This is a genomic window from Bdellovibrio sp. HM001 (assembly GCF_055397275.1).
Genome location: NZ_AP029174.1, coordinates 2,649,572 through 2,666,363 on the forward strand (window position 1 = coordinate 2,649,572; position 16,792 = coordinate 2,666,363).

A 16,792-nucleotide genomic window follows, 5' to 3' on the forward strand; every position below is an offset into this window, starting at 1 on the left:
TACTTTCACCCTATTGTATAGTTTTTTCTATACATTTTAAAGAGACCATGGATAAAATAGGTCAATGGCTAAGAAGGATTCTTTTTCGATACGACAGGTGATTGAGCTCACAGGGCTTTCTGAATTTACGTTGCGCGGCTGGGAAACACGTTATAAAGCCTTTAAACCCAAGCGCAGCTCCACGGGCCGAAGAATTTATTCGCTTGAAGATATTCAGAAAGCTCGTCTTTTGCAGGCCCTCCTGGATAAAGGTTATAAGATCGGCAACATCGCCAAACTGGAACTGACTGATTTGGAGAAAATTCTTCCTCAGCAGGAAGCCGCCACAGCCACCCCGACTCCTCCTGACAGACAGCTCAACTTTATCAACCAACTTTTGGATCTAGCCCACCTTTATAAATGGGACGATATCTCTGATCGACTTCAGAAAAAGCGCCGCAGCCTGAAGCCAGACGCATTTGTGACGACCATCCTGACTCCCTTGGCCGGACAAATGGGGTCACTGGTTGCTGCAAACCAACTGTCCGTGGGACAGGAGCACATCCTGTCTGCCTTTATCAAAGAGCAACTGATACTCGTTCAAACCGACAGCAAAAAAAAGAAGTCCAAGTCTCGTATTGTCATGACCACTCCAGACGGTGATCTGCACGATATGGGTATCGCCTTTGCTTCCTGCCTTAGCAGACTTGAAGGACTTCAAACTTTGTTCCTTGGCCCCAGCACCCCCAAAAAGGATCTTAGCGAAACCTGCCTGCGCTATCAGGCCTCCCACCTGCTTCTTTCCAGCACTGTGTCTGAAAAAGAGGGCGCCAAAGAAAGTCTTTTTAGCTACATCAACTTCCTTGATCGAAACTTGCCTGCGGAAATTGAATTCCTTTTGGCTGGGCGAAATACAAATCAAATGGAGTTAAAGCTAAAACGGAAGGTCACGGGTTTTTTATCCATGCAACAGTTCCAGGATTACCTCAAAGAGCTGCCCTAGTTAGCTCCCCAGACCTGGGGAACTTTCTGAATTTTGGAAGTGTCATAGCCCATAGACTTCACCTTGTTGATTATGCCTGAATAGACGGCCTCATCCAAATGAGGCTTGCGAGCCATAATCCAAAGGTAATTGCGACTGGGAACACCGATCACGGTGTAGGAATAGTCTGGCGCCAAATCCACAACGAGATAGGAAAACTTCAACGGCCACCACGGCTGAACTCGCCATTCTGCATTTGTCTTCTTGTCATAGATCCAAGCTTTCTGCGGATACTTCTTCAGCGGCCCGGACGGCGTCTTTGCATTAAAACGGAAAGAGACATCAATTCGATCCTCTTTGGCGTTCCAAGCATAGGTTTCGATGGCATTATTCGCACCCTTTTCGACGAACGTGGGGATATTGGCGATCACATACCAGTCCCCCATAAATCTGGGGATATCAACATAAGATACTGTTGGCAGCGGATCTTGCGAAGACATTGTCCCACACCCTCCAAGCATCAACAAAACTGTGATCGCCGTTAAAAGTTTCATAAATCAATACTGATCGTAAATAAGATCATCCAGCTTGAAGCCACGTTGTTTGAGTCGTTCTAACATCTGCGCCAACACCTGGGCATCCATCGGCGCTTTTCGCGACAGAATAAACAAAGACTTCTTCTTCGGGCCACTGACCACAGCCCATTGATAATCGGGGTCAAGGTCCACGATCCAGTAGTCGCCACGGGCAAAAAAGTTAAATCGCACCTTGAGCTTGGCCGGAACAGCCGGATCCACCACTTTTGCTTCGCCTGAAATATCACTCACCGCCCCGTTTTCTTTGTAACAGGTGTTTTTAACGGAAACTGACAAGGGGCTCAGGACACCGTACTCTGCCGTCGAACGGACGCAGTTGCGCTGAAAGAAGTTGGGAGAGTGGGCAATTTCATACCAGAGGCCCGCATAACGATTCAAATCCACCGCAGGGACAACCTCGGGATCTGATGGATCTTCCGCATGGGTGAGCGGAGCAAAAGTCAAAACTAGCAACGACAAGAGCGAAATAACTGTTTTCATACAAGTTCCTTCTCTGTTTTGAGCCCACTATCTATTGTATAGAAAAATCTATACATATTCAAGAGAAAGTAAACACTTGTGTTTTCCAACACTTGAGACTGCTCCTGGGCCAAAAAAGAGATAAACTGGCACTTTTCACTTCTTGGTCTTATTGAGCATTTCCAGAAGGAAAGTGTTTTCCCGTTTCTTATCCGCTTTGATGGGTTTGGACGTCTTTTTTCGCGGCTCATCGGAGGGGGCTTTTGATCTGGGCACTCCTGAAAACTTCACGGGAGTTCCCAGAAGCGGATTTCTTTTGGTGATTTCACGAACAAACTGCCGGACCTCCTCTTCAAAGTTTTCTGACTCTGCCGGGATGTACAACCAGTCCCGGTTGGCCGGATGATTTTCCAGGAAAGAGAACTTCAGGAAAAAAGCACTCTGCTTACGGTACTCAACCGGCAGAATACAGCCATTCCAAAGCTGAAAAGGATACAAGACCCCTTTATGCTCGTGGGTGCTGGCCGGATCCTCCACCAAAATCATGACAAGCTTCATATCAAGATAATAGGCCATCCCCCCATGTTGCGGGGCGGACTGCACGTCTGTGGGCAGTAGCTCCTGGATCCAAAGAAGTTCATTCAGCGCGTTCTTCATTCTGACACTTTACCACCACCTGGCGCTGGCGGCGCTTAAAATTCTTGGCTTTTATTAGAAATCAAAGTCTTTTATTTTGACCTTTCTTGCGCCAAATCTTACAAAAAGGGTCAATTTTTGCTCTTTTTAAAAGACCGGAGCGCCATGAAAGCCGAAGAAGCCAAAATCAAGGACAGCCTTAAGAAGCTCATGAAGGAACAGGGTCTTCAGTACAGTGATCTTGCAAAAAAACTGCGTGTCTCCACGGCCACCGTCAAAAGAAGACTGAACAAGGGGGAGCTGAGCCTTTCAGAACTCAGCGAAATCGCCACCAGCCTGGGCACTTCTTTTTACGAGTTGATCGAGATCAGCAAGCACAACACACCCAAGCCTTACCTGTTCAGCGAAGAACAGGAAAAGCTTTTTGCCAGCGATCTCAGCTATCTGCTGCTGTTCCGATCCATTGTCATGGGACTTAACTTTGCCCAGTTAAAAACCAGCTTGAACTTAAAAGAGACCGAACTTCGTAAAAGATTGCGCCAACTGGAAAACGTGGAGCTCATCAAACTAATGCCGCGGGATCGAATCTACCAGATGGCCCGCTTCCCGTTTCAATGGCGCGAAGACGGTCTGCTGCAGAAAGCCTACTATCAGCAGAATCTGCGCTCCATTTTCAGCTTCATCACAAAGAGCTACAAGTCATCGACCTATGACGAAAGCACTGGCTGCATCTGCAAGCCTTTTGAACTTCTGCTTTCAACCGAACAGAAGAAATCTTTTGCAAGAGACCTTATGGAAGTCCTGGCCCGGTATCAGAAGCTTTCACAGCTGGAGCTTAATACCAAAAGCGCCAAAGGGGTCACGGTCTCGGGAATCATTCACGCGGATGAGTTTTCAATCTGGCAAGTCGATCGCCTGGGCATCCCGCTGTAAGCAGCCAGTCTGAAAAGCTCGATATTGAATGCGCGGATGAAAGTGCCTTGAATTTTTGCCCGTTAAAGGCACAATAGGCCCATGGACAATCGCAATGATCTGACTCCCACAGTTTTTCTTCCCGGCTTCTTGTGCGATGAACGTGTTTGGAGTGATACCCTGGAGCGTTTGAACTTGCCGGGGGCTATGCTTGCCGTGCATTTCAAGGACTGCAAGGACCTTCAGGAGATGCTCAATCTTGTACACGATCTGCCCTACCACCAATTTCGTCTGGTGGGTTTTTCGATGGGCGGATACGTTGCGAAGCTTTTTGCCACCCAACACCCGGATCGAGTGCAGAGTTTAAGCCTAGTGGCCACCAATGTAGGTCCTTTAAGTGAGCGCGAAAGACAATGGCGCCTGAGCATGAAGGAGTTTCTTGGCAAATACCAATATCGTGGCATGAACGAAAAAGAACTATCGCGTTTTCTGCACCCCAAGTCGTTGACCGACGCCCACATCACCCGAACCATTGTGGATATGAGCGCAGGCTACACATCAGAGATGTATTTAAATCAGATGATGGCCACCCTGGACCGAAAAGATCTGACTTCGAAACTGCGCCAGCTGTCCTGCCCCATTCTGCTTGTGGGCGGACGAGAGGATCGCGTGGTCCCCTTGAAACAACTGGAAGCTCTGCAACAGCAAATTCCCAAAGCCCAACTTGATGTCATAGAGGAATGCGGTCACTACATTCCCCTGGAAAAACCCGCCGAGATGGCGCAGATCCTTTCTCAGTTTTTTTCGGGCCACCCCTGAACACATCCACTCAATAGCCTAGGGCCTGCAAATGATTCGGAACTTTTCCCAGTTCCCAATCTGAGTTGCATCTGTGTGAATGGTGTCTGTGATCCGGCCGCCACCACCGACGGCTGTAAGGTAGTTGCCACTGATTGTCTGAATTGCGTATACACCATTCCCCAATGAAATCAGTTTGAATTTTTCCCACGCTTGCAAGAGCGTTGCGTCCGAGTGAATGACATCCGTGATGCGACCGCCACCCCCAACAGCCGTCAGATAGTAGCCTTTGACCGTCTTGATTCCATAATTGATAAAAGAGCTGCCATCACAGGAATCAACGAGTGTGAAGCGTTCCCAGGACCCCACCCGAGTGGCGTCAGTATGAATAACATCTGTCACACGTCCACCGCCACCGACAGCCGTGACATAGTTTCCAGTATAAGTTTTTATCACACAGGAAAGCGGAGCATTGCAGGCCGACGCCGGAGCCGCCGCCATTCCCACAAACAAGAGCACAGAAAGAGCCAATGCTGATTTCATTTGGAATCTCCTTGGGTCTTTAAAGACCTCCACAGCCCCAGCTGATACCACGATGAAAACAAATTCAATCTTTGCCCTGCGAAAATGTCGAGATAATGCCCCTGTCAGTCCAGTCCGGTGTCAGGACACCTTGAGGTTGAAAACTCCGCCTTGCTTATCCGCAACTTCCAGTGTTATCTAGGGGCTGACGAGGTCCATCATTAGGCAAAAAAATCGTTTCAACAAAGTGAACATTGAAATCAGCAACATCTGCAACCTCCAGTGCAGTTTCTGTCCTCCGGTGGAGCGCGAGAAGAAAATGATGGCCCCTGAGGTCTTTCGTTCGGTGATCGAACAAGTGGCCCCGATGACGGATCAGGTGACATTGCACCTGATGGGTGACCCCCTGGTCCACCCGCGGCTGCCGGAATTCATCGATATCTGCAAAGAAAACCAAGTTCCCATTTTCTTTGTGACCAACGGGGTTTTGTTAACAGAGCTTAAAGAAGACATCCTTCTTGATAAGATCATTCGCCAGATCAATTTTTCTCTGCACAGCTTTCATGACAACTACGGCGACAAAGACCCAAGCGTTTATCTGAAAAAAATCTTCAGGTTCACGGAAAGGGCTTTTGTTGAAAGACCCGACCTTTACATCAACTACCGCCTTTGGAATCTGGATGAGCCCCTGGGCGTCGGCCTGCAAAATCGGTCCATGTTGGATCGGGTTTGCCAGTTTTTTGACTTCACTTTCAACGAGAATATCGATATTCGGCGACAAAAAAGTGTGCGCATCAAGAACCGCCTGCATTTGCACTTTGATACCGAATTCACCTGGCCATCCCTTGATCTGCCGGTTTTGGGACAACGGGGCACCTGCTACGGGCTGACCAGCCATTTTGGAGTTTTGGCCGACGGGACCGTGGTGCCATGCTGTCTGGACAAGGAAGGAAAAATCCCCCTGGGCCGAGTGCAAGATCAGCCGATTGAGTCCATCTTAAACAGTGAACGATCGCAAAGAATTTTGGCCGGTTTTAAAAGCAACAAGCTGACCGAGGAGCTCTGCCAGCGCTGCAATTACATCACTCGCTTCGGATAACGGGGCCGTGCCTTCCAACACCAACAGCCTTCCCGGGGTGGATTCATGACACATTCCACCCATTCCACTTATTTTCACTAGTACTCATGCGTAAACTTTTGTAAATTTACGCACATGAACAGGTCAAACACAGTTAACATCCTTGTACTTATCCTCTTTGGTATCGTGATTGGCCTGGGTTGTTATTCATTTATCTACGCCAAGGGTTATTCCTACATGTCGGATGACCCCAAGGCCTGTGTGAACTGCCATATCATGCAGGACAATCTGAATTCGTGGCAAAAGTCCGCCCATCATCATGTTGCCAAATGCAACGACTGTCATTTGCCTCACAACATCATCGGTAAATACGCCGTCAAAGCCTTGAACGGCTGGGCGCATTCGTCGGCCTTCACGCTGCAGAACTTTCATGAGCCTATTCTGATTAAGGAACACAGCCTGCAGGTGGTGAAAAACTCCTGCCTGTCCTGCCATCAACCCATGGTGCAAGCCATGGATCGATCCAATACAAATCATAATGAAGATGCCAACTGCCTGCACTGCCATCGCGGCGTCGGCCACGCAAGATAAGGAGTTCGACTATGAACAAAAATAAATGGATGTTTCTGGCCGTTGGTGGCGCTGCTATTGCCACCGTCCTTGTCACCGCACTCCTGGTAAATATCTTTGAAAGAAAATCCGAAGGGAAGAATCCTTTCTACCGTGTGGTTGAAATCAACGACGAAATTGACGATCCGGCTGTCTGGGGCAAAAACTTCCCTCATCAGTATGACTCTTACATGAAAACCGCAGACATGACTCACACCAAATATGGTGGCTCTGAAGCCTTCCCACACATCCCGACAGATAAAGATCCCCGGGACAAGGTTTCCACGCAAAAGCTGGACGAGGATCCTCGCCTGAAAATCATGTGGGCAGGATACGCGTTTGCAACAGACTTCCGCGAGGAACGTGGTCATGCCTATATGCTGATCGATCAGATGTTCACAGAACGTCAAAACGTGACGAAACAACCCGGCACTTGCCTGAACTGTCACGCATCCCTGTACACGCTTTATAAAAAACTGGGTCAGGGCGACATCACCAAGGGTTTTGAGGAAATGAACAAGATTCCCTACAAAGACATCGTTCATTCCGTCAAACATCCCGTATCCTGCATCGATTGTCATGACCCTTCCACGATGGCTTTGCGTGTGACCCGCCCGGCTTTCATGGAAGGCATCAAGGCCGTGAAAGCCAAAGAAGGCATTAAAGAATATGACGTGAACAAAATGGCCTCTCGTCAGGAGATGCGCACATTCGTCTGCGGCCAGTGTCACGTTGAGTACTACTTTAAAGGTCCGGACAAGCGCCTGGTGTATCCGTGGGCCAAGGGCTTAAAGGCTGACCAAATCATGGAATACTACAAAGAAGATGGTCATAAGGACTGGGTCCATGCCATGACCGGCGCGGAAGTTCTCAAAGCCCAGCATCCTGAGTTTGAAATGTTCAATCAGGGCACTCATGCTCGTGCGGGTGTTGCCTGCGTGGATTGCCATATGCCTTATAAACGTGTCGGCGCCATGAAAATCACGGACCATCATGTGCAAAGCCCACTGTTGAACATCAACAAAGCCTGCCAGACTTGCCACAACGTTCCCGAAAACGAGCTGAAGTCCCGGGTGGAAACCATTCAAGATCGTCACATTCAACTGCGCAATGTGGCCTTTGATGCACTGGTGGACTTTATCAACGACCTGAAGGAGTTCAAAGATGTGGATCTGAAGAAAACTCCGAACGCCACACTGGCCAAGGCCCGCGCCCTGCAGAAGGAAGCCCAATTCCTGTTTGATTTCGTTGAAGCCGAAAACTCTTCAGGCTTCCACGCACCTCAGGAATCCGCACGCATCCTGGGACTTTCCATCGAGAAAGTACGCGAGGGACAAAAGCTTGTGGCTGAACTTCGCAGAAGCAAAGTGGCTGGAAATTAGGTTCTGGTGTTTCGATCTGTCCTTAAGTTCTTCGCTTCACTTCAACTGGCAGTGGTCATCATTGCCATGCTGGCGGTCCTGATATCCGTGGGCACCCTAGTGGAGGCCCGTTACGACGCCTGGACCGCCAAGAATCTGGTGTACAACTCAGTCTGGATGTATCTTACTCTGGGGTTGCTGACACTCAGCCTGGTTGCGGTCATGGTGGATCGCTGGCCCTGGAAGCCCCACCACGCGGCTTTTATTTTTGCTCACGTCGGTATCATCATTATTCTCTATGGATCTGTACTGACTCAGTTCTTTGGAATTGATGGCACCATTCGCCTGCCCCGGTCGGGAGAACCCGTCAGGGAAGTCACCCTGCAAGACACCGAGTTGATAGTCTATCGTTCGCGCAATGGGGACAGCTATGAGCAGGTCTTCCGCGAAGATGTTAATTTTCTGAAAAAACCCATCACACCCCAGCATCCATATCTTATTAAAGCAAAGGGACTCAGCTTTGAGCTGTTGGAATCCATCGATTATGGGCAAGCGCAAATCAAAGTCGAGGAATCACCAAACTTACAAAGTGGTGCCGCCATCCGCTATCAACTTTCCAATGCCAATGTCAGCGAAGTGGACTGGCTGATCCAACGCAATCTTTTTGAACGGGCCGAAAAACAAGTGGGCCCTGTCCTGATCACCATGGGCGGCCTTTGGGAGCGAACACCTGAAATCAATGAAATTCGACTTTTCCAAAAGCAGGATACAACCCTGCACTATGCGCTGTACAACAGGGAAAGCTCCAATCCTTTTAAGAAAGGGCAGCTGCAAGAAGGACAAACCCTTGCGACTGGCTGGATGGGGCTGGAACTGAAGGCACTTCGCTATTTCCCCAAAGCTCAGCAAAAATACGAAGTCAAAGCGCTAGAGCGCCCGACTCCCAACACCCGCCCTGCGGTTCGAGTCCGGCATAACGGACAGGAAAGTTATCTGATCCTGAATGACTATGTGAAAGTCTTTACAGACGAATGGGTGTACTTGGTCGCATACACAAATAAGCGCGTACCCTTGGGGTTTGATATCTCTTTGGCCAACTTTAAAAAATCCGATTATCCGGGCACCATGCGAGCCATGGCCTATCAAAGCGAAGTTCACTATGGCGAAAATGAAAAAGCCCTGATTTCCATGAATGAGCCTTTAAAATATAAATCATTTTATCTGTACCAGGCCAGCTTTGAGGATTCCCCCACCGGCCAGGCGCGGGCCTCGATCTTGTCAGTGAATCATGATCCGGGACGAATCTGGAAGTATTCAGGATCATTGATTATGTGCCTGGGGGTCGTTCTTCTATTCTATTTCAGAAAAAAAAGACCTGCCCCTCAATAATATTACCCGGGTGATATTGACTTTTTATTTTACCCGGGTAATATCCTTCCTTGAAGGAAGGTCCTTTTATGAAGTTCACAGGTTATCAGAAATTTGTCATCGCCCTGCTCGCATTTCTGCAGTTCACAATTATTTTGGACTTCATGATCTTGTCCCCCTTGGGGGCCTTATTGATGCCAGCCCTTAAGATCACGGCAGCGCAGTTCGGAACGGTGGTGTCGGCTTACGCCATAAGTGCCGCGGCCTCCAGCATGTTCACCGCAGGTTTTGCCGATCGCTTTGATCGCAAGAAGTTACTTTTGTTTTTCTATGTCGGATTCACTCTGGGCACCTTGTTCTGTGCCCTGGCCCCGAACTACACGCTGCTGCTGACGGCCCGAATTGTCACGGGTATCTTTGGCGGCGTCATCGGCTCTATTTCGTTTGCCATCATGACTGATATCTTTCCGCTGGAGCAACGTGGACGAGTCATGGGTTTTATGCAAACGGCATTTGCCGCAAGCCAAGTCCTTGGCCTGCCGATCGGACTTTATCTTTCCAATCTTTGGGGTTGGCATGCCCCCTTCCTGATGATCGTTGCTATCAGCGGGATCGCAGGTGTTTTTATCTGGCGATATCTACAACCCATCACCGGTCATTTGACTTTGCAGGTGGATAAGAAGGCTTATCTGCATCTGTGGCACACCCTGACGGACCGACAATATGCCCTGCCCTTTTTGGCAACGGCCCTGCTGTCCATCGGAGGCTTTATGATCATGCCTTTTGCCAGCGCTTTCACCGTCAACAACCTGGGGATCAGCATGGAAAAGCTCCCGATGATTTATATGATCACAGGCCTGGCTTCCATCTTGATTGGGCCCTTGATTGGGAAAGTCAGTGACACCTACGGGGGCATGAAGGTCTTTTTCTTTGGTACGATCGTGAGCTCTGTCATGGTGATGATTTACACTCACCTGGGAACCACTCCGCTATGGTTGGTGATCATCGTGAATGTTGCCATGTTCGTGGGTATTTTTTCTCGCATGATCCCGTCGCAGACGTTGATGTCGGCCATTCCTTCTCCGGCCAATCGGGGATCTTTTATGTCCGTCAGCTCATCGCTGCAGCAACTGGCAGGCGGTTTGGGAGCTATTATTGCCGGCGCCATCGTGGTACAGGAAAGCTCCGGGATGATCCGGCACTTTGAAGTGATCGGCTACATCATGGTGGTTCTGGGACTGCTGATTCTTGCAATGATGTTCTTTATCAATCGAGCCGTTGAAAAACTCAAATCCGCAACAAGGGAGTCCCCGTGACACCACAACCCAACCGGCCCTGCACGGCCTTTGCAAACCATAAAATCATCGCCACAGGGGATATTCAGGAAGTGGCCTTAAAAGTGAAAAGCTTCCTGAATGATCACAAGGCACAGATTCTGATCTTTGACGATGTCACCAGCGCCCAGATCGAGCTGGATCTGCGTGGCACGGCGGAAGCTGTTGCCCGACGCCTGGAAAAAATGCTGGAGCCGCAAGAAAAAAAGGCGGGACCGGGACGTCCGAAATTGGGCGTGGTTTCCAAAGAAGTCACGTTACTGCCTCATCACTGGGAGTGGTTGGCCCTACAGCCCGGCGGCGCATCAGTGACTTTGCGTAAACTCATTGAAGAAGCAAAAAAGAAAAACGCCTCTAAGGATCTCATCCGACAAGCTCAGGAATCCACTTACAAATTCATGCAGGCCATGGCCGGAGACCTGCCTGACTATGAAGAGGCTCTGCGAGCCCTTTACGCCGGCGATGAAAAAAGTTTTGAAAAGAGAATCGCCGCCTGGCCCGCTGATATCAAAAAACACACGTCAAAACTTGCAAAGAACGCATTTTAAAATTGTGAAAGGTGTGGGTACGTTGAAACCCCGACGATGCTCGGAGAGACCTTCAGTATTATATTCCTTCAGGTCTTTCTTTGCAGTATTTGTTCTGAATGAAAATTTAAGCTTTGAAACGATGAGTGATAAGACCGTGCGTTGGATCGTACGGGGACACCCCGACGGTGACGCGGTCGCCGACGACAACCTTGATCTTAAATTTTTTCATTTTCCCGCACAGGCGCGCTCTGATGTCGACACCATTTTCGAGCGTTATGAAGTACACTCCACCACCGGAAAGATCCGATACTTTCCCATCAATCATAACCAAATCATCTTTAGCCATGGTCCTCCCTGAAAATGACAAGGCCGGCATGACACCGGCCTTGAATTAGACGCTGTCTGGAAAACTAGTAAGAACGACGGTTGCTGGAACCCCAGCTGTTGTTGTTACGACGGAAGCCGCCGCCACCACCGCCACCGGAACGTGGCTCTTGAGGTTTGGCTTCAGAGATATTCATCGCGCGACCTTCACAGTCCATCCCGTTAAGTTTTTCAATAACAGATTGGGCTTCGCTGTCTGAGGACATCTCAACAAAAGCAAAGCCTTTGCTGCGACCAGTATCGCGATCTGTGATGATATTCACAGAATCAACTGTTCCAACTTCAGAAAACATCTCTGTCAAACGATCAGAGCTAACCGAAAAAGATAAATTGCCTACGTATAATTTTTTTCCCATTTTGTGCCTCCTTAAAAAGCTTGGGGCCATTCGCAGAAGACAAAAGGGCATCTAATGAACTGTGTGAACGACTATGTACATGCAGTAGAACACATCGAGGACTAGATAGATATAGCTAAAACCGTTAATTGAACTTTATATTAAAAAGACCGCTCAGATCCAACACAGAGCTTTTGACGAACATTCAAGACAAGTCTTTAGACCTTTGACACATCATAAGTGAGACGGACCCATTGCCTTTGCACGCATCAAGCTCGTGTCCGCCTCACAGAGAACTCCACCTTCAGTTTGAAGTCTTCCTCAACTGGCTGAGGCTATTTTCCGGCCAGGCACGCAGCGATCGCGCGTTTAAATTCACTAGAGCCTGTTACAGAGGTTCCCGAGTTGGTGTAGCGAGCACCGACTTTGACCATATAATCGGCTCTGCAACCACCATGGGTGTTGATTCCGACAACTTCATTGGTCTTTTCATTGATCACTGGAGCCCCCCAGCTGCCATAAGAGGTGTCAGCATCGTGTTCAATGATTTCAGGAATCAGGAAGATACCGGCCTTAACCAGTTTCCCGCGGGACACCTGCTGTGCAAAGTGCATGGTTTCTGGATATTGACTGGCAGGCATATTCCCCTGACGGATATCGTAGATGTCATTCAATGCGTAAGCGTATTGAACGACACGAATAGGGTCCCCGTTCTGAGATTTTTTTTCAGCCAGGCGATAGAAGCCCTGAACATCACCCGCATTCTTTTGCGTAACTTTGTTTGGAAGCAAACGCAAAACAGCCCATTGACTGCCAATCCCACCACGCTTAAACACGGTCGCACTTTTGTCCACGTAATAAACATCTTCAGAAGATGACATCTGAGAAATCCCGGCAACCGAAGCTGGAACATTAAACTCCACCAAATCACGATTCTGAGCGCACTCACCAATCGTGATGACACAGTTTGGACCCACCAGTGTCGCTCCACACCCAGACGTTGCACCTTCTTTGACCAGCCTCCCGACTTTGGGATCAAAGGAAGGAACTCGGTCATCAGTTTTTCCGCAGATTTCCGCCTGCGCCACGTTGGCAGTCAGCCACAATCCAAGAACCACATTCAGAACTTTCATTTTCAAAAACCTCCGTAAAAAAATTTGTAGCAACATTATTTTTCACGAAGATTTTGTCTAGAATAAAACTGACCCTGCAACGATAAGACGCAGGTTTGATCGAATATAAAAATCGAACATTCGAAGTTAAGGATGCAACTCAGAGTCCTGATCTCTGTCTCTCTCATGCGGGGCCCGGTAGGTGCTTTTTCGCCAGCTTTGTCCGGCAGAACGAAGCTCTTGTTTTATCTTTTTCACTGAAACACCCATGCCGATAAAGCTCAGTCCCACCAGGATCAGATCCACTCCCACAAAAGTTCCTATTGTCCAGAAAGCCGATGCTGGAAAAGTCAGAAGCACTATACTGCCCAGCAGGAATGACGTGGCTCCACTGACGGCCATCCAGCCCCACCCCGGCGTGCGTTCACTTAACGAACCAATCAACTTTGTCAGGCCCGAGGCAAGCAGAAGAAAACTGACAAGCAAAGTCAGCCCCAACGTGTTTTCAATCGGGTTACGCACTATCAGGAACGAACACGCCAGCGACAGAATACCCAATCCCAGGTGAGGCCACAGTTCTCCATCTTTGCGCCCTTGAACCCCATAGGTGATTTCAAAAACGCCGGCAACACCCAAAACAGCACCCAGGAATACCACCGAGGCCAAGGTCGAAACGGAGGCAAAGATCACCGCCGCAATACCCAGAAGAAGCATAACTGTTCCCAAAAAAATCATCCGATTTGATGGATTCATGAAGACCTCCTGCTGTCGAATTTGTTGATGCCCTTACTATATCAATCTGCTCCCGACTGGTAAGTGAGTAACTTGACAGAGTTTTGCTCTGTCACAGATCAGGGTCCAGGGCGGCCGATGTCTTCTCATCAAAAAACGATCATGTCCGAAAATAGCCACTTTTTTGCAAAAACAGAGATATACTGCCCCCATGAAGAAGAGCGACATCTACTATGAAGCCATGAAAGCCCGGGATCCACGTTTTGACGGCAAGTTCTTTGTCGGCGTCAAAACCACCGGGATCTACTGTCGCCCTATTTGTCCGGCCAAACCCAAAAAAGAAAATGTGGAGTTCTTCCAGTCCCATCTGGAAGCGGAAAAAGCCGGCTATCGTCCCTGCCTGCGCTGTCGACCGGAAAGCGCCCCCCAATCCCCCGCATGGGTGGGAAAGTCCGCAGTCGTGCAAAGAGCCGTCAAAGTTCTAAATTCCCAGGAAAGCATCGAATTCAATGAAGATGCCTTCGCCGCTTTGTTCGGAGTCAGCGCCAGACACTTGCGCCGTCTTTTTATTGAAGAGATTGGCAAAACCCCCAAACAATTGTCCTTTGAAAACCGCCTGAATCTGGCAAGACAACTGATCGTGGAAACCTCGCTTCCCATCACGGAGGTCGCTTTTGCCGCAGGCTTTGATTCCATCCGCCGCTTCAATGATGCCTTCAAGGATCGTTTCAAAAAGGCCCCGCGCGAGGTTCGACGGCAAAAAAGTGCCCCCCCAGGAGCCCTGCGAATCAGTCTGCCTTACCGGCCGCCATTTGATTTCGATGGCCTGATGAACTCTTATCAAAATCACCGGATGGGTTCACTGGAGTGGTTCACGGACAACAAAATGCTGCGGGTGATTTCCATCGGCGGAAAGGTGGGAACGGTCACAATCTCCAATCAGCCGGAAAAATCTGCTTTGCTTGTAGAAATCAATTCCCCTGACACTTCGGTGATTCACACGATCATATCACGTGTGCGCAATCAGTTTGATCTGGACTCAGACCCCGTGATTGTTGCCAACTGTCTGGAAGCCGACACTGACATCAAAAAAATGCTGAAATCCTATCCCGGCATTCGCCTGCCTTCGGGATGGGACCCCTTCGAAGTGGCGATTTCAGCCATCCTTGGACAGCTGGTCAGTATCGAAAGGGGCCGCGCCTTGGTCGCTGATCTGATTGATCTTGCCGGAAAGGATTCAGGCCTGGTGCTGAACAACACCCGTATCAAACTCTTCCCCACAGCAGAAGATATTCTGTCCTGTGATCTGCGTTCCCTGAAAACCACCGGGGCCCGCAAACAGACTTTGCTGGATTTTTCCAAAGCTCTGGTTGAAAAGAAGATCTCTTTGCAACCGACTCAGGACGTGGATCATTTTTTGGAAAGCATCCAAAAGATTCGTGGCATAGGTCCGTGGACCGCACAGTATATGGCTTTAAAAGTTCTGCGCCACACGGACACGTTTCCTGCGACAGATCTGATTCTGGCACGCGCCCTGGAAAAACATCGAAAAATAAAACTGGAACAGTTCAGTCCCTGGAAAGGCTATCTTGCAGCCTTGTTCTGGAGAAACTACACCCACAAGCTGACAAAACGTTCTTCCCGAAAGAAAGGATCAGGCCATGGAAAAAGCCCAACTTAAAATTAAAACTCTGCTGGGAGACCTGTATCTGGTGGCCTCCTCTGAAGGCCTGCACAGTGTCTTCTGGGAAAAATCCGCGGTTCCCCTGCTGAAAGACCCCAACAGTGCGGCGGCTATGGTGTTGATTCAGACTCAAAATCAACTTGAAGAATATCTTGCCGGAACCCGAAAAGAATTTGACCTTCCACTAGCCCCCGAGGGCACGGAGTTTCAAAAGAAAGTCTGGAAAGAGCTGCGACGAATCCCCTTTGGCAAAACTCGGTCGTACAAACAACTGGCCACGGCACTGGGAAGCCCCCGGGCCAGTCGTGCCGTCGGAACAGCCAACGGGAAGAATCCACTTTGCCTTGTTATTCCCTGCCATCGCGTGATTAATACCGATGGCGGGCTTGGCGGTTATTCAGGCGGATTAAAAATCAAACAGCGGCTGCTGAATTTAGAGCAAGAAGTCCTTAAAGCAAAATGACCCAGTCTTTTACTACGCTTTGGAAATGAGGTTTTCGCTTTAGTGATTCCAGGAACGGATAATCAACCAGATCCTGCAAAGGAGTCTGCACTCCTGCCAGTCGCAGATGAAAACTTGTGGTCTGATAGCGGAAGCGCTCGCTTAAATTGAATGCCACCCGGGCCAGGGCTCGCAGGGTCTTCACGTGCTTGGCATCAAGTCCCTCGAGGCCGGAGAGTTCCAGCATCAGCAGCAAATCCTTATCAGTAATGCTTTCCCGCAGGAAGTTGGACTGCAAATAAGCCAGCATCATAAAGCTGCTGACCTCCATCACCCCTATTTCCTCCAAGGCTCTTTTAAGATGGGTGCGGCTTTCAAATTCGCAAACATAAGAGTTCATTTCATACAGCATGCGATGAACGGCATCAGAGGCCTCGGCGACGCCTAACAGCTCGCAGGTGTTGGCGCAGGATTCCTCAATCAGCATTCGCATCACGTAGTCACGCTGAGAATCCAGGGAAGTTCCCGGTCTCGGCCCGACTCCCCAATGACGGGTCGTCAAAGTACGGATCACAGCATGACTGGCTTCATGAAAAGCATAGTTCTTTTTCAGGTTGCCTTCCAGATCCTCCCAGGTCAGGGATTCCAACTGTGTTTTTGCAAGCTGGGCAAAAACCCCAACATTATCAACGTAGGGAAGCACCTTGGTCTGCAGAAGGCTTTCCAGTTGCAAAAGAGGAAACACTTCGTAGAATTCATTGCGTTCTTTGCTGAAGGAAAAACCAAAGTTTTCTGCAGCCTTGCGAATGGATCGATAAAAGCGATTGTGTTGAATCAGGTAGCCATCACCGAAACTTTCCGGCAATCCGTGACTTGCGAATTTTTGATGCTGCTCCAGCAGCCGGCTGATTTTCATAGGGGCATTCTGCCCCAGGACAC

At 49.2% G+C, this 16,792-nt stretch carries 20 protein-coding genes; 11 read left to right on the forward strand and 9 right to left on the reverse strand.

The window, feature by feature from the left end:
- Positions 1–64 precede the first annotated feature (64 nt).
- Positions 65–982, forward strand: coding sequence for a MerR family transcriptional regulator (locus ACZ5ZZ_RS12515; RefSeq protein ID WP_464131532.1), 918 nt, complete (start codon positions 65–67; stop codon positions 980–982).
- On the opposite strand, the gene ACZ5ZZ_RS12520 is transcribed toward ACZ5ZZ_RS12515, so the two are convergent.
- The 3 genes from ACZ5ZZ_RS12520 to ACZ5ZZ_RS12530 form a co-directional block, all read right to left on the reverse strand.
- Positions 979–1,515, reverse strand: a complete 537-nt coding sequence (locus ACZ5ZZ_RS12520; RefSeq protein ID WP_464139715.1) for a lipocalin family protein — start codon at positions 1,513–1,515, stop codon at positions 979–981. The genes ACZ5ZZ_RS12515 and ACZ5ZZ_RS12520 overlap by 4 nt on opposite strands.
- Positions 1,516–1,518: 3 nt before the next feature.
- The gene (locus ACZ5ZZ_RS12525) at positions 1,519–2,037 is read right to left on the reverse strand and encodes a lipocalin family protein (protein WP_464120392.1); all 519 of its coding nucleotides are present in this window, start codon (positions 2,035–2,037) and stop codon (positions 1,519–1,521) included.
- Positions 2,038–2,172: 135 nt separating this feature from the next.
- The gene (locus ACZ5ZZ_RS12530) at positions 2,173–2,673 is read right to left on the reverse strand and encodes a hypothetical protein (protein ID WP_464131536.1); all 501 of its coding nucleotides are present in this window, start codon (positions 2,671–2,673) and stop codon (positions 2,173–2,175) included.
- 144 nt (positions 2,674–2,817) lie between these two features.
- On the opposite strand from ACZ5ZZ_RS12530, the gene ACZ5ZZ_RS12535 reads away from it, so the two are divergent.
- A complete protein-coding gene (locus tag ACZ5ZZ_RS12535; protein WP_464120389.1) occupies positions 2,818–3,585 on the forward strand; it encodes a helix-turn-helix domain-containing protein in 768 nt (255 codons plus the stop codon).
- 81 nt (positions 3,586–3,666) lie between these two features.
- A complete protein-coding gene (locus ACZ5ZZ_RS12540) occupies positions 3,667–4,383 on the forward strand; it encodes an alpha/beta fold hydrolase (RefSeq protein WP_464139717.1) in 717 nt (238 codons plus the stop codon).
- An 18-nt stretch (positions 4,384–4,401) separates the two neighbouring features.
- Here ACZ5ZZ_RS12540 and ACZ5ZZ_RS12545 read toward each other — a convergent pair whose 3' ends face one another.
- On the reverse strand, positions 4,402–4,905 hold the full coding sequence (locus tag ACZ5ZZ_RS12545; RefSeq protein ID WP_464120386.1) for a fascin domain-containing protein: 504 nt from the start codon (positions 4,903–4,905) through the stop codon (positions 4,402–4,404).
- A 226-nt stretch (positions 4,906–5,131) separates the two neighbouring features.
- Here ACZ5ZZ_RS12545 and ACZ5ZZ_RS12550 point away from each other — a divergent pair, with 226 nt between their 5' ends.
- From ACZ5ZZ_RS12550 to ACZ5ZZ_RS12575, 6 genes are all read left to right on the forward strand, one after another.
- Positions 5,132–5,983, forward strand: a complete 852-nt coding sequence (locus tag ACZ5ZZ_RS12550; RefSeq protein WP_464120384.1) for a radical SAM/SPASM domain-containing protein — start codon at positions 5,132–5,134, stop codon at positions 5,981–5,983.
- A gap of 114 nt (positions 5,984–6,097) precedes the next feature.
- Entirely contained in the window at positions 6,098–6,553 is a 456-nt protein-coding gene (nrfH, locus tag ACZ5ZZ_RS12555) for a cytochrome c nitrite reductase small subunit (RefSeq protein ID WP_464120383.1), read from the forward strand.
- A gap of 11 nt (positions 6,554–6,564) precedes the next feature.
- Positions 6,565–7,953, forward strand: a complete 1,389-nt coding sequence (locus ACZ5ZZ_RS12560; protein ID WP_464120381.1) for an ammonia-forming cytochrome c nitrite reductase subunit c552 — start codon at positions 6,565–6,567, stop codon at positions 7,951–7,953.
- Positions 7,954–7,959: 6 nt separating this feature from the next.
- Positions 7,960–9,321, forward strand: coding sequence for a cytochrome c biogenesis ResB family protein (locus tag ACZ5ZZ_RS12565; protein ID WP_464131543.1), 1,362 nt, complete (start codon positions 7,960–7,962; stop codon positions 9,319–9,321).
- A 68-nt stretch (positions 9,322–9,389) separates the two neighbouring features.
- The gene (locus ACZ5ZZ_RS12570; RefSeq protein WP_464139719.1) at positions 9,390–10,616 is read left to right on the forward strand and encodes an MFS transporter; all 1,227 of its coding nucleotides are present in this window, start codon (positions 9,390–9,392) and stop codon (positions 10,614–10,616) included.
- Entirely contained in the window at positions 10,613–11,182 is a 570-nt protein-coding gene (locus ACZ5ZZ_RS12575) for a DUF2239 family protein (protein WP_464120375.1), read from the forward strand. Before ACZ5ZZ_RS12570 ends, ACZ5ZZ_RS12575 begins: the two co-directional genes overlap by 4 nt.
- Positions 11,183–11,288: 106 nt before the next feature.
- On the opposite strand, the gene infA is transcribed toward ACZ5ZZ_RS12575, so the two are convergent.
- From infA to ACZ5ZZ_RS12595, 4 genes are all read right to left on the reverse strand, one after another.
- Positions 11,289–11,510, reverse strand: a complete 222-nt coding sequence (gene infA / locus ACZ5ZZ_RS12580) for a translation initiation factor IF-1 (RefSeq protein WP_262555574.1) — start codon at positions 11,508–11,510, stop codon at positions 11,289–11,291.
- Positions 11,511–11,574: 64 nt separating this feature from the next.
- Positions 11,575–11,904: an RNA recognition motif domain-containing protein gene (locus ACZ5ZZ_RS12585; protein WP_464120374.1), complete on the reverse strand. Its 330-nt coding sequence runs from the start codon at positions 11,902–11,904 to the stop codon at positions 11,575–11,577.
- Between the two features lie 314 nt (positions 11,905–12,218).
- Positions 12,219–13,016 (reverse strand): trypsin-like serine peptidase, encoded by a 798-nt coding sequence (locus tag ACZ5ZZ_RS12590; RefSeq protein ID WP_464120373.1) that lies wholly within the window; start codon positions 13,014–13,016, stop codon positions 12,219–12,221.
- Positions 13,017–13,142: 126 nt separating this feature from the next.
- Positions 13,143–13,748, reverse strand: coding sequence for an HdeD family acid-resistance protein (locus ACZ5ZZ_RS12595; protein WP_464139721.1), 606 nt, complete (start codon positions 13,746–13,748; stop codon positions 13,143–13,145).
- A 190-nt stretch (positions 13,749–13,938) separates the two neighbouring features.
- Here ACZ5ZZ_RS12595 and ACZ5ZZ_RS12600 point away from each other — a divergent pair, with 190 nt between their 5' ends.
- Together ACZ5ZZ_RS12600 and ACZ5ZZ_RS12605 are read left to right on the forward strand one after the other, a co-directional pair.
- Complete coding sequence (locus ACZ5ZZ_RS12600; RefSeq protein WP_464131553.1) at positions 13,939–15,408, forward strand: Ada metal-binding domain-containing protein; 1,470 nt, start codon at positions 13,939–13,941, stop codon at positions 15,406–15,408.
- A complete protein-coding gene (locus ACZ5ZZ_RS12605) occupies positions 15,389–15,874 on the forward strand; it encodes a methylated-DNA--[protein]-cysteine S-methyltransferase (RefSeq protein WP_464131555.1) in 486 nt (161 codons plus the stop codon). The genes ACZ5ZZ_RS12600 and ACZ5ZZ_RS12605 overlap by 20 nt, the downstream gene beginning before the upstream one ends.
- Here the strand turns inward: ACZ5ZZ_RS12605 and ACZ5ZZ_RS12610 are convergent.
- The gene (locus tag ACZ5ZZ_RS12610) at positions 15,861–16,769 is read right to left on the reverse strand and encodes a hypothetical protein (protein WP_464139723.1); all 909 of its coding nucleotides are present in this window, start codon (positions 16,767–16,769) and stop codon (positions 15,861–15,863) included. The two genes, ACZ5ZZ_RS12605 and ACZ5ZZ_RS12610, sit on opposite strands and share 14 nt — an antisense overlap.
- Positions 16,770–16,792 lie beyond the last annotated feature (23 nt).

Excerpts from the sequence above, each read along its gene's own strand:
- ACZ5ZZ_RS12535 (WP_464120389.1), top strand. The coding sequence starts at position 2,818 with ATGAAAGCCGAAGAAGCCAAAATCAAGGACAGCCTTAAGAAGCTCATG.
- ACZ5ZZ_RS12595 (WP_464139721.1), bottom strand. The coding sequence starts at position 13,748 with ATGAATCCATCAAATCGGATGATTTTTTTGGGAACAGTTATGCTTCTT.
- ACZ5ZZ_RS12600 (WP_464131553.1), top strand. The coding sequence starts at position 13,939 with ATGAAGAAGAGCGACATCTACTATGAAGCCATGAAAGCCCGGGATCCA.
- ACZ5ZZ_RS12610 (WP_464139723.1), bottom strand. The coding sequence starts at position 16,769 with ATGAAAATCAGCCGGCTGCTGGAGCAGCATCAAAAATTCGCAAGTCAC.
- ACZ5ZZ_RS12570 (WP_464139719.1), top strand. The coding sequence starts at position 9,390 with ATGAAGTTCACAGGTTATCAGAAATTTGTCATCGCCCTGCTCGCATTT.
- ACZ5ZZ_RS12560 (WP_464120381.1), top strand. The coding sequence starts at position 6,565 with ATGAACAAAAATAAATGGATGTTTCTGGCCGTTGGTGGCGCTGCTATT.
- ACZ5ZZ_RS12605 (WP_464131555.1), top strand. The coding sequence starts at position 15,389 with ATGGAAAAAGCCCAACTTAAAATTAAAACTCTGCTGGGAGACCTGTAT.
- ACZ5ZZ_RS12540 (WP_464139717.1), top strand. The coding sequence starts at position 3,667 with ATGGACAATCGCAATGATCTGACTCCCACAGTTTTTCTTCCCGGCTTC.
- nrfH (WP_464120383.1), top strand. The coding sequence starts at position 6,098 with ATGAACAGGTCAAACACAGTTAACATCCTTGTACTTATCCTCTTTGGT.
- ACZ5ZZ_RS12590 (WP_464120373.1), bottom strand. The coding sequence starts at position 13,016 with ATGAAAGTTCTGAATGTGGTTCTTGGATTGTGGCTGACTGCCAACGTG.
- infA (WP_262555574.1), bottom strand. The coding sequence starts at position 11,510 with ATGGCTAAAGATGATTTGGTTATGATTGATGGGAAAGTATCGGATCTT.
- ACZ5ZZ_RS12530 (WP_464131536.1), bottom strand. The coding sequence starts at position 2,673 with ATGAAGAACGCGCTGAATGAACTTCTTTGGATCCAGGAGCTACTGCCC.
- ACZ5ZZ_RS12520 (WP_464139715.1), bottom strand. The coding sequence starts at position 1,515 with ATGAAACTTTTAACGGCGATCACAGTTTTGTTGATGCTTGGAGGGTGT.
- ACZ5ZZ_RS12515 (WP_464131532.1), top strand. The coding sequence starts at position 65 with ATGGCTAAGAAGGATTCTTTTTCGATACGACAGGTGATTGAGCTCACA.
- ACZ5ZZ_RS12525 (WP_464120392.1), bottom strand. The coding sequence starts at position 2,037 with ATGAAAACAGTTATTTCGCTCTTGTCGTTGCTAGTTTTGACTTTTGCT.
- ACZ5ZZ_RS12545 (WP_464120386.1), bottom strand. The coding sequence starts at position 4,905 with ATGAAATCAGCATTGGCTCTTTCTGTGCTCTTGTTTGTGGGAATGGCG.
- ACZ5ZZ_RS12585 (WP_464120374.1), bottom strand. The coding sequence starts at position 11,904 with ATGGGAAAAAAATTATACGTAGGCAATTTATCTTTTTCGGTTAGCTCT.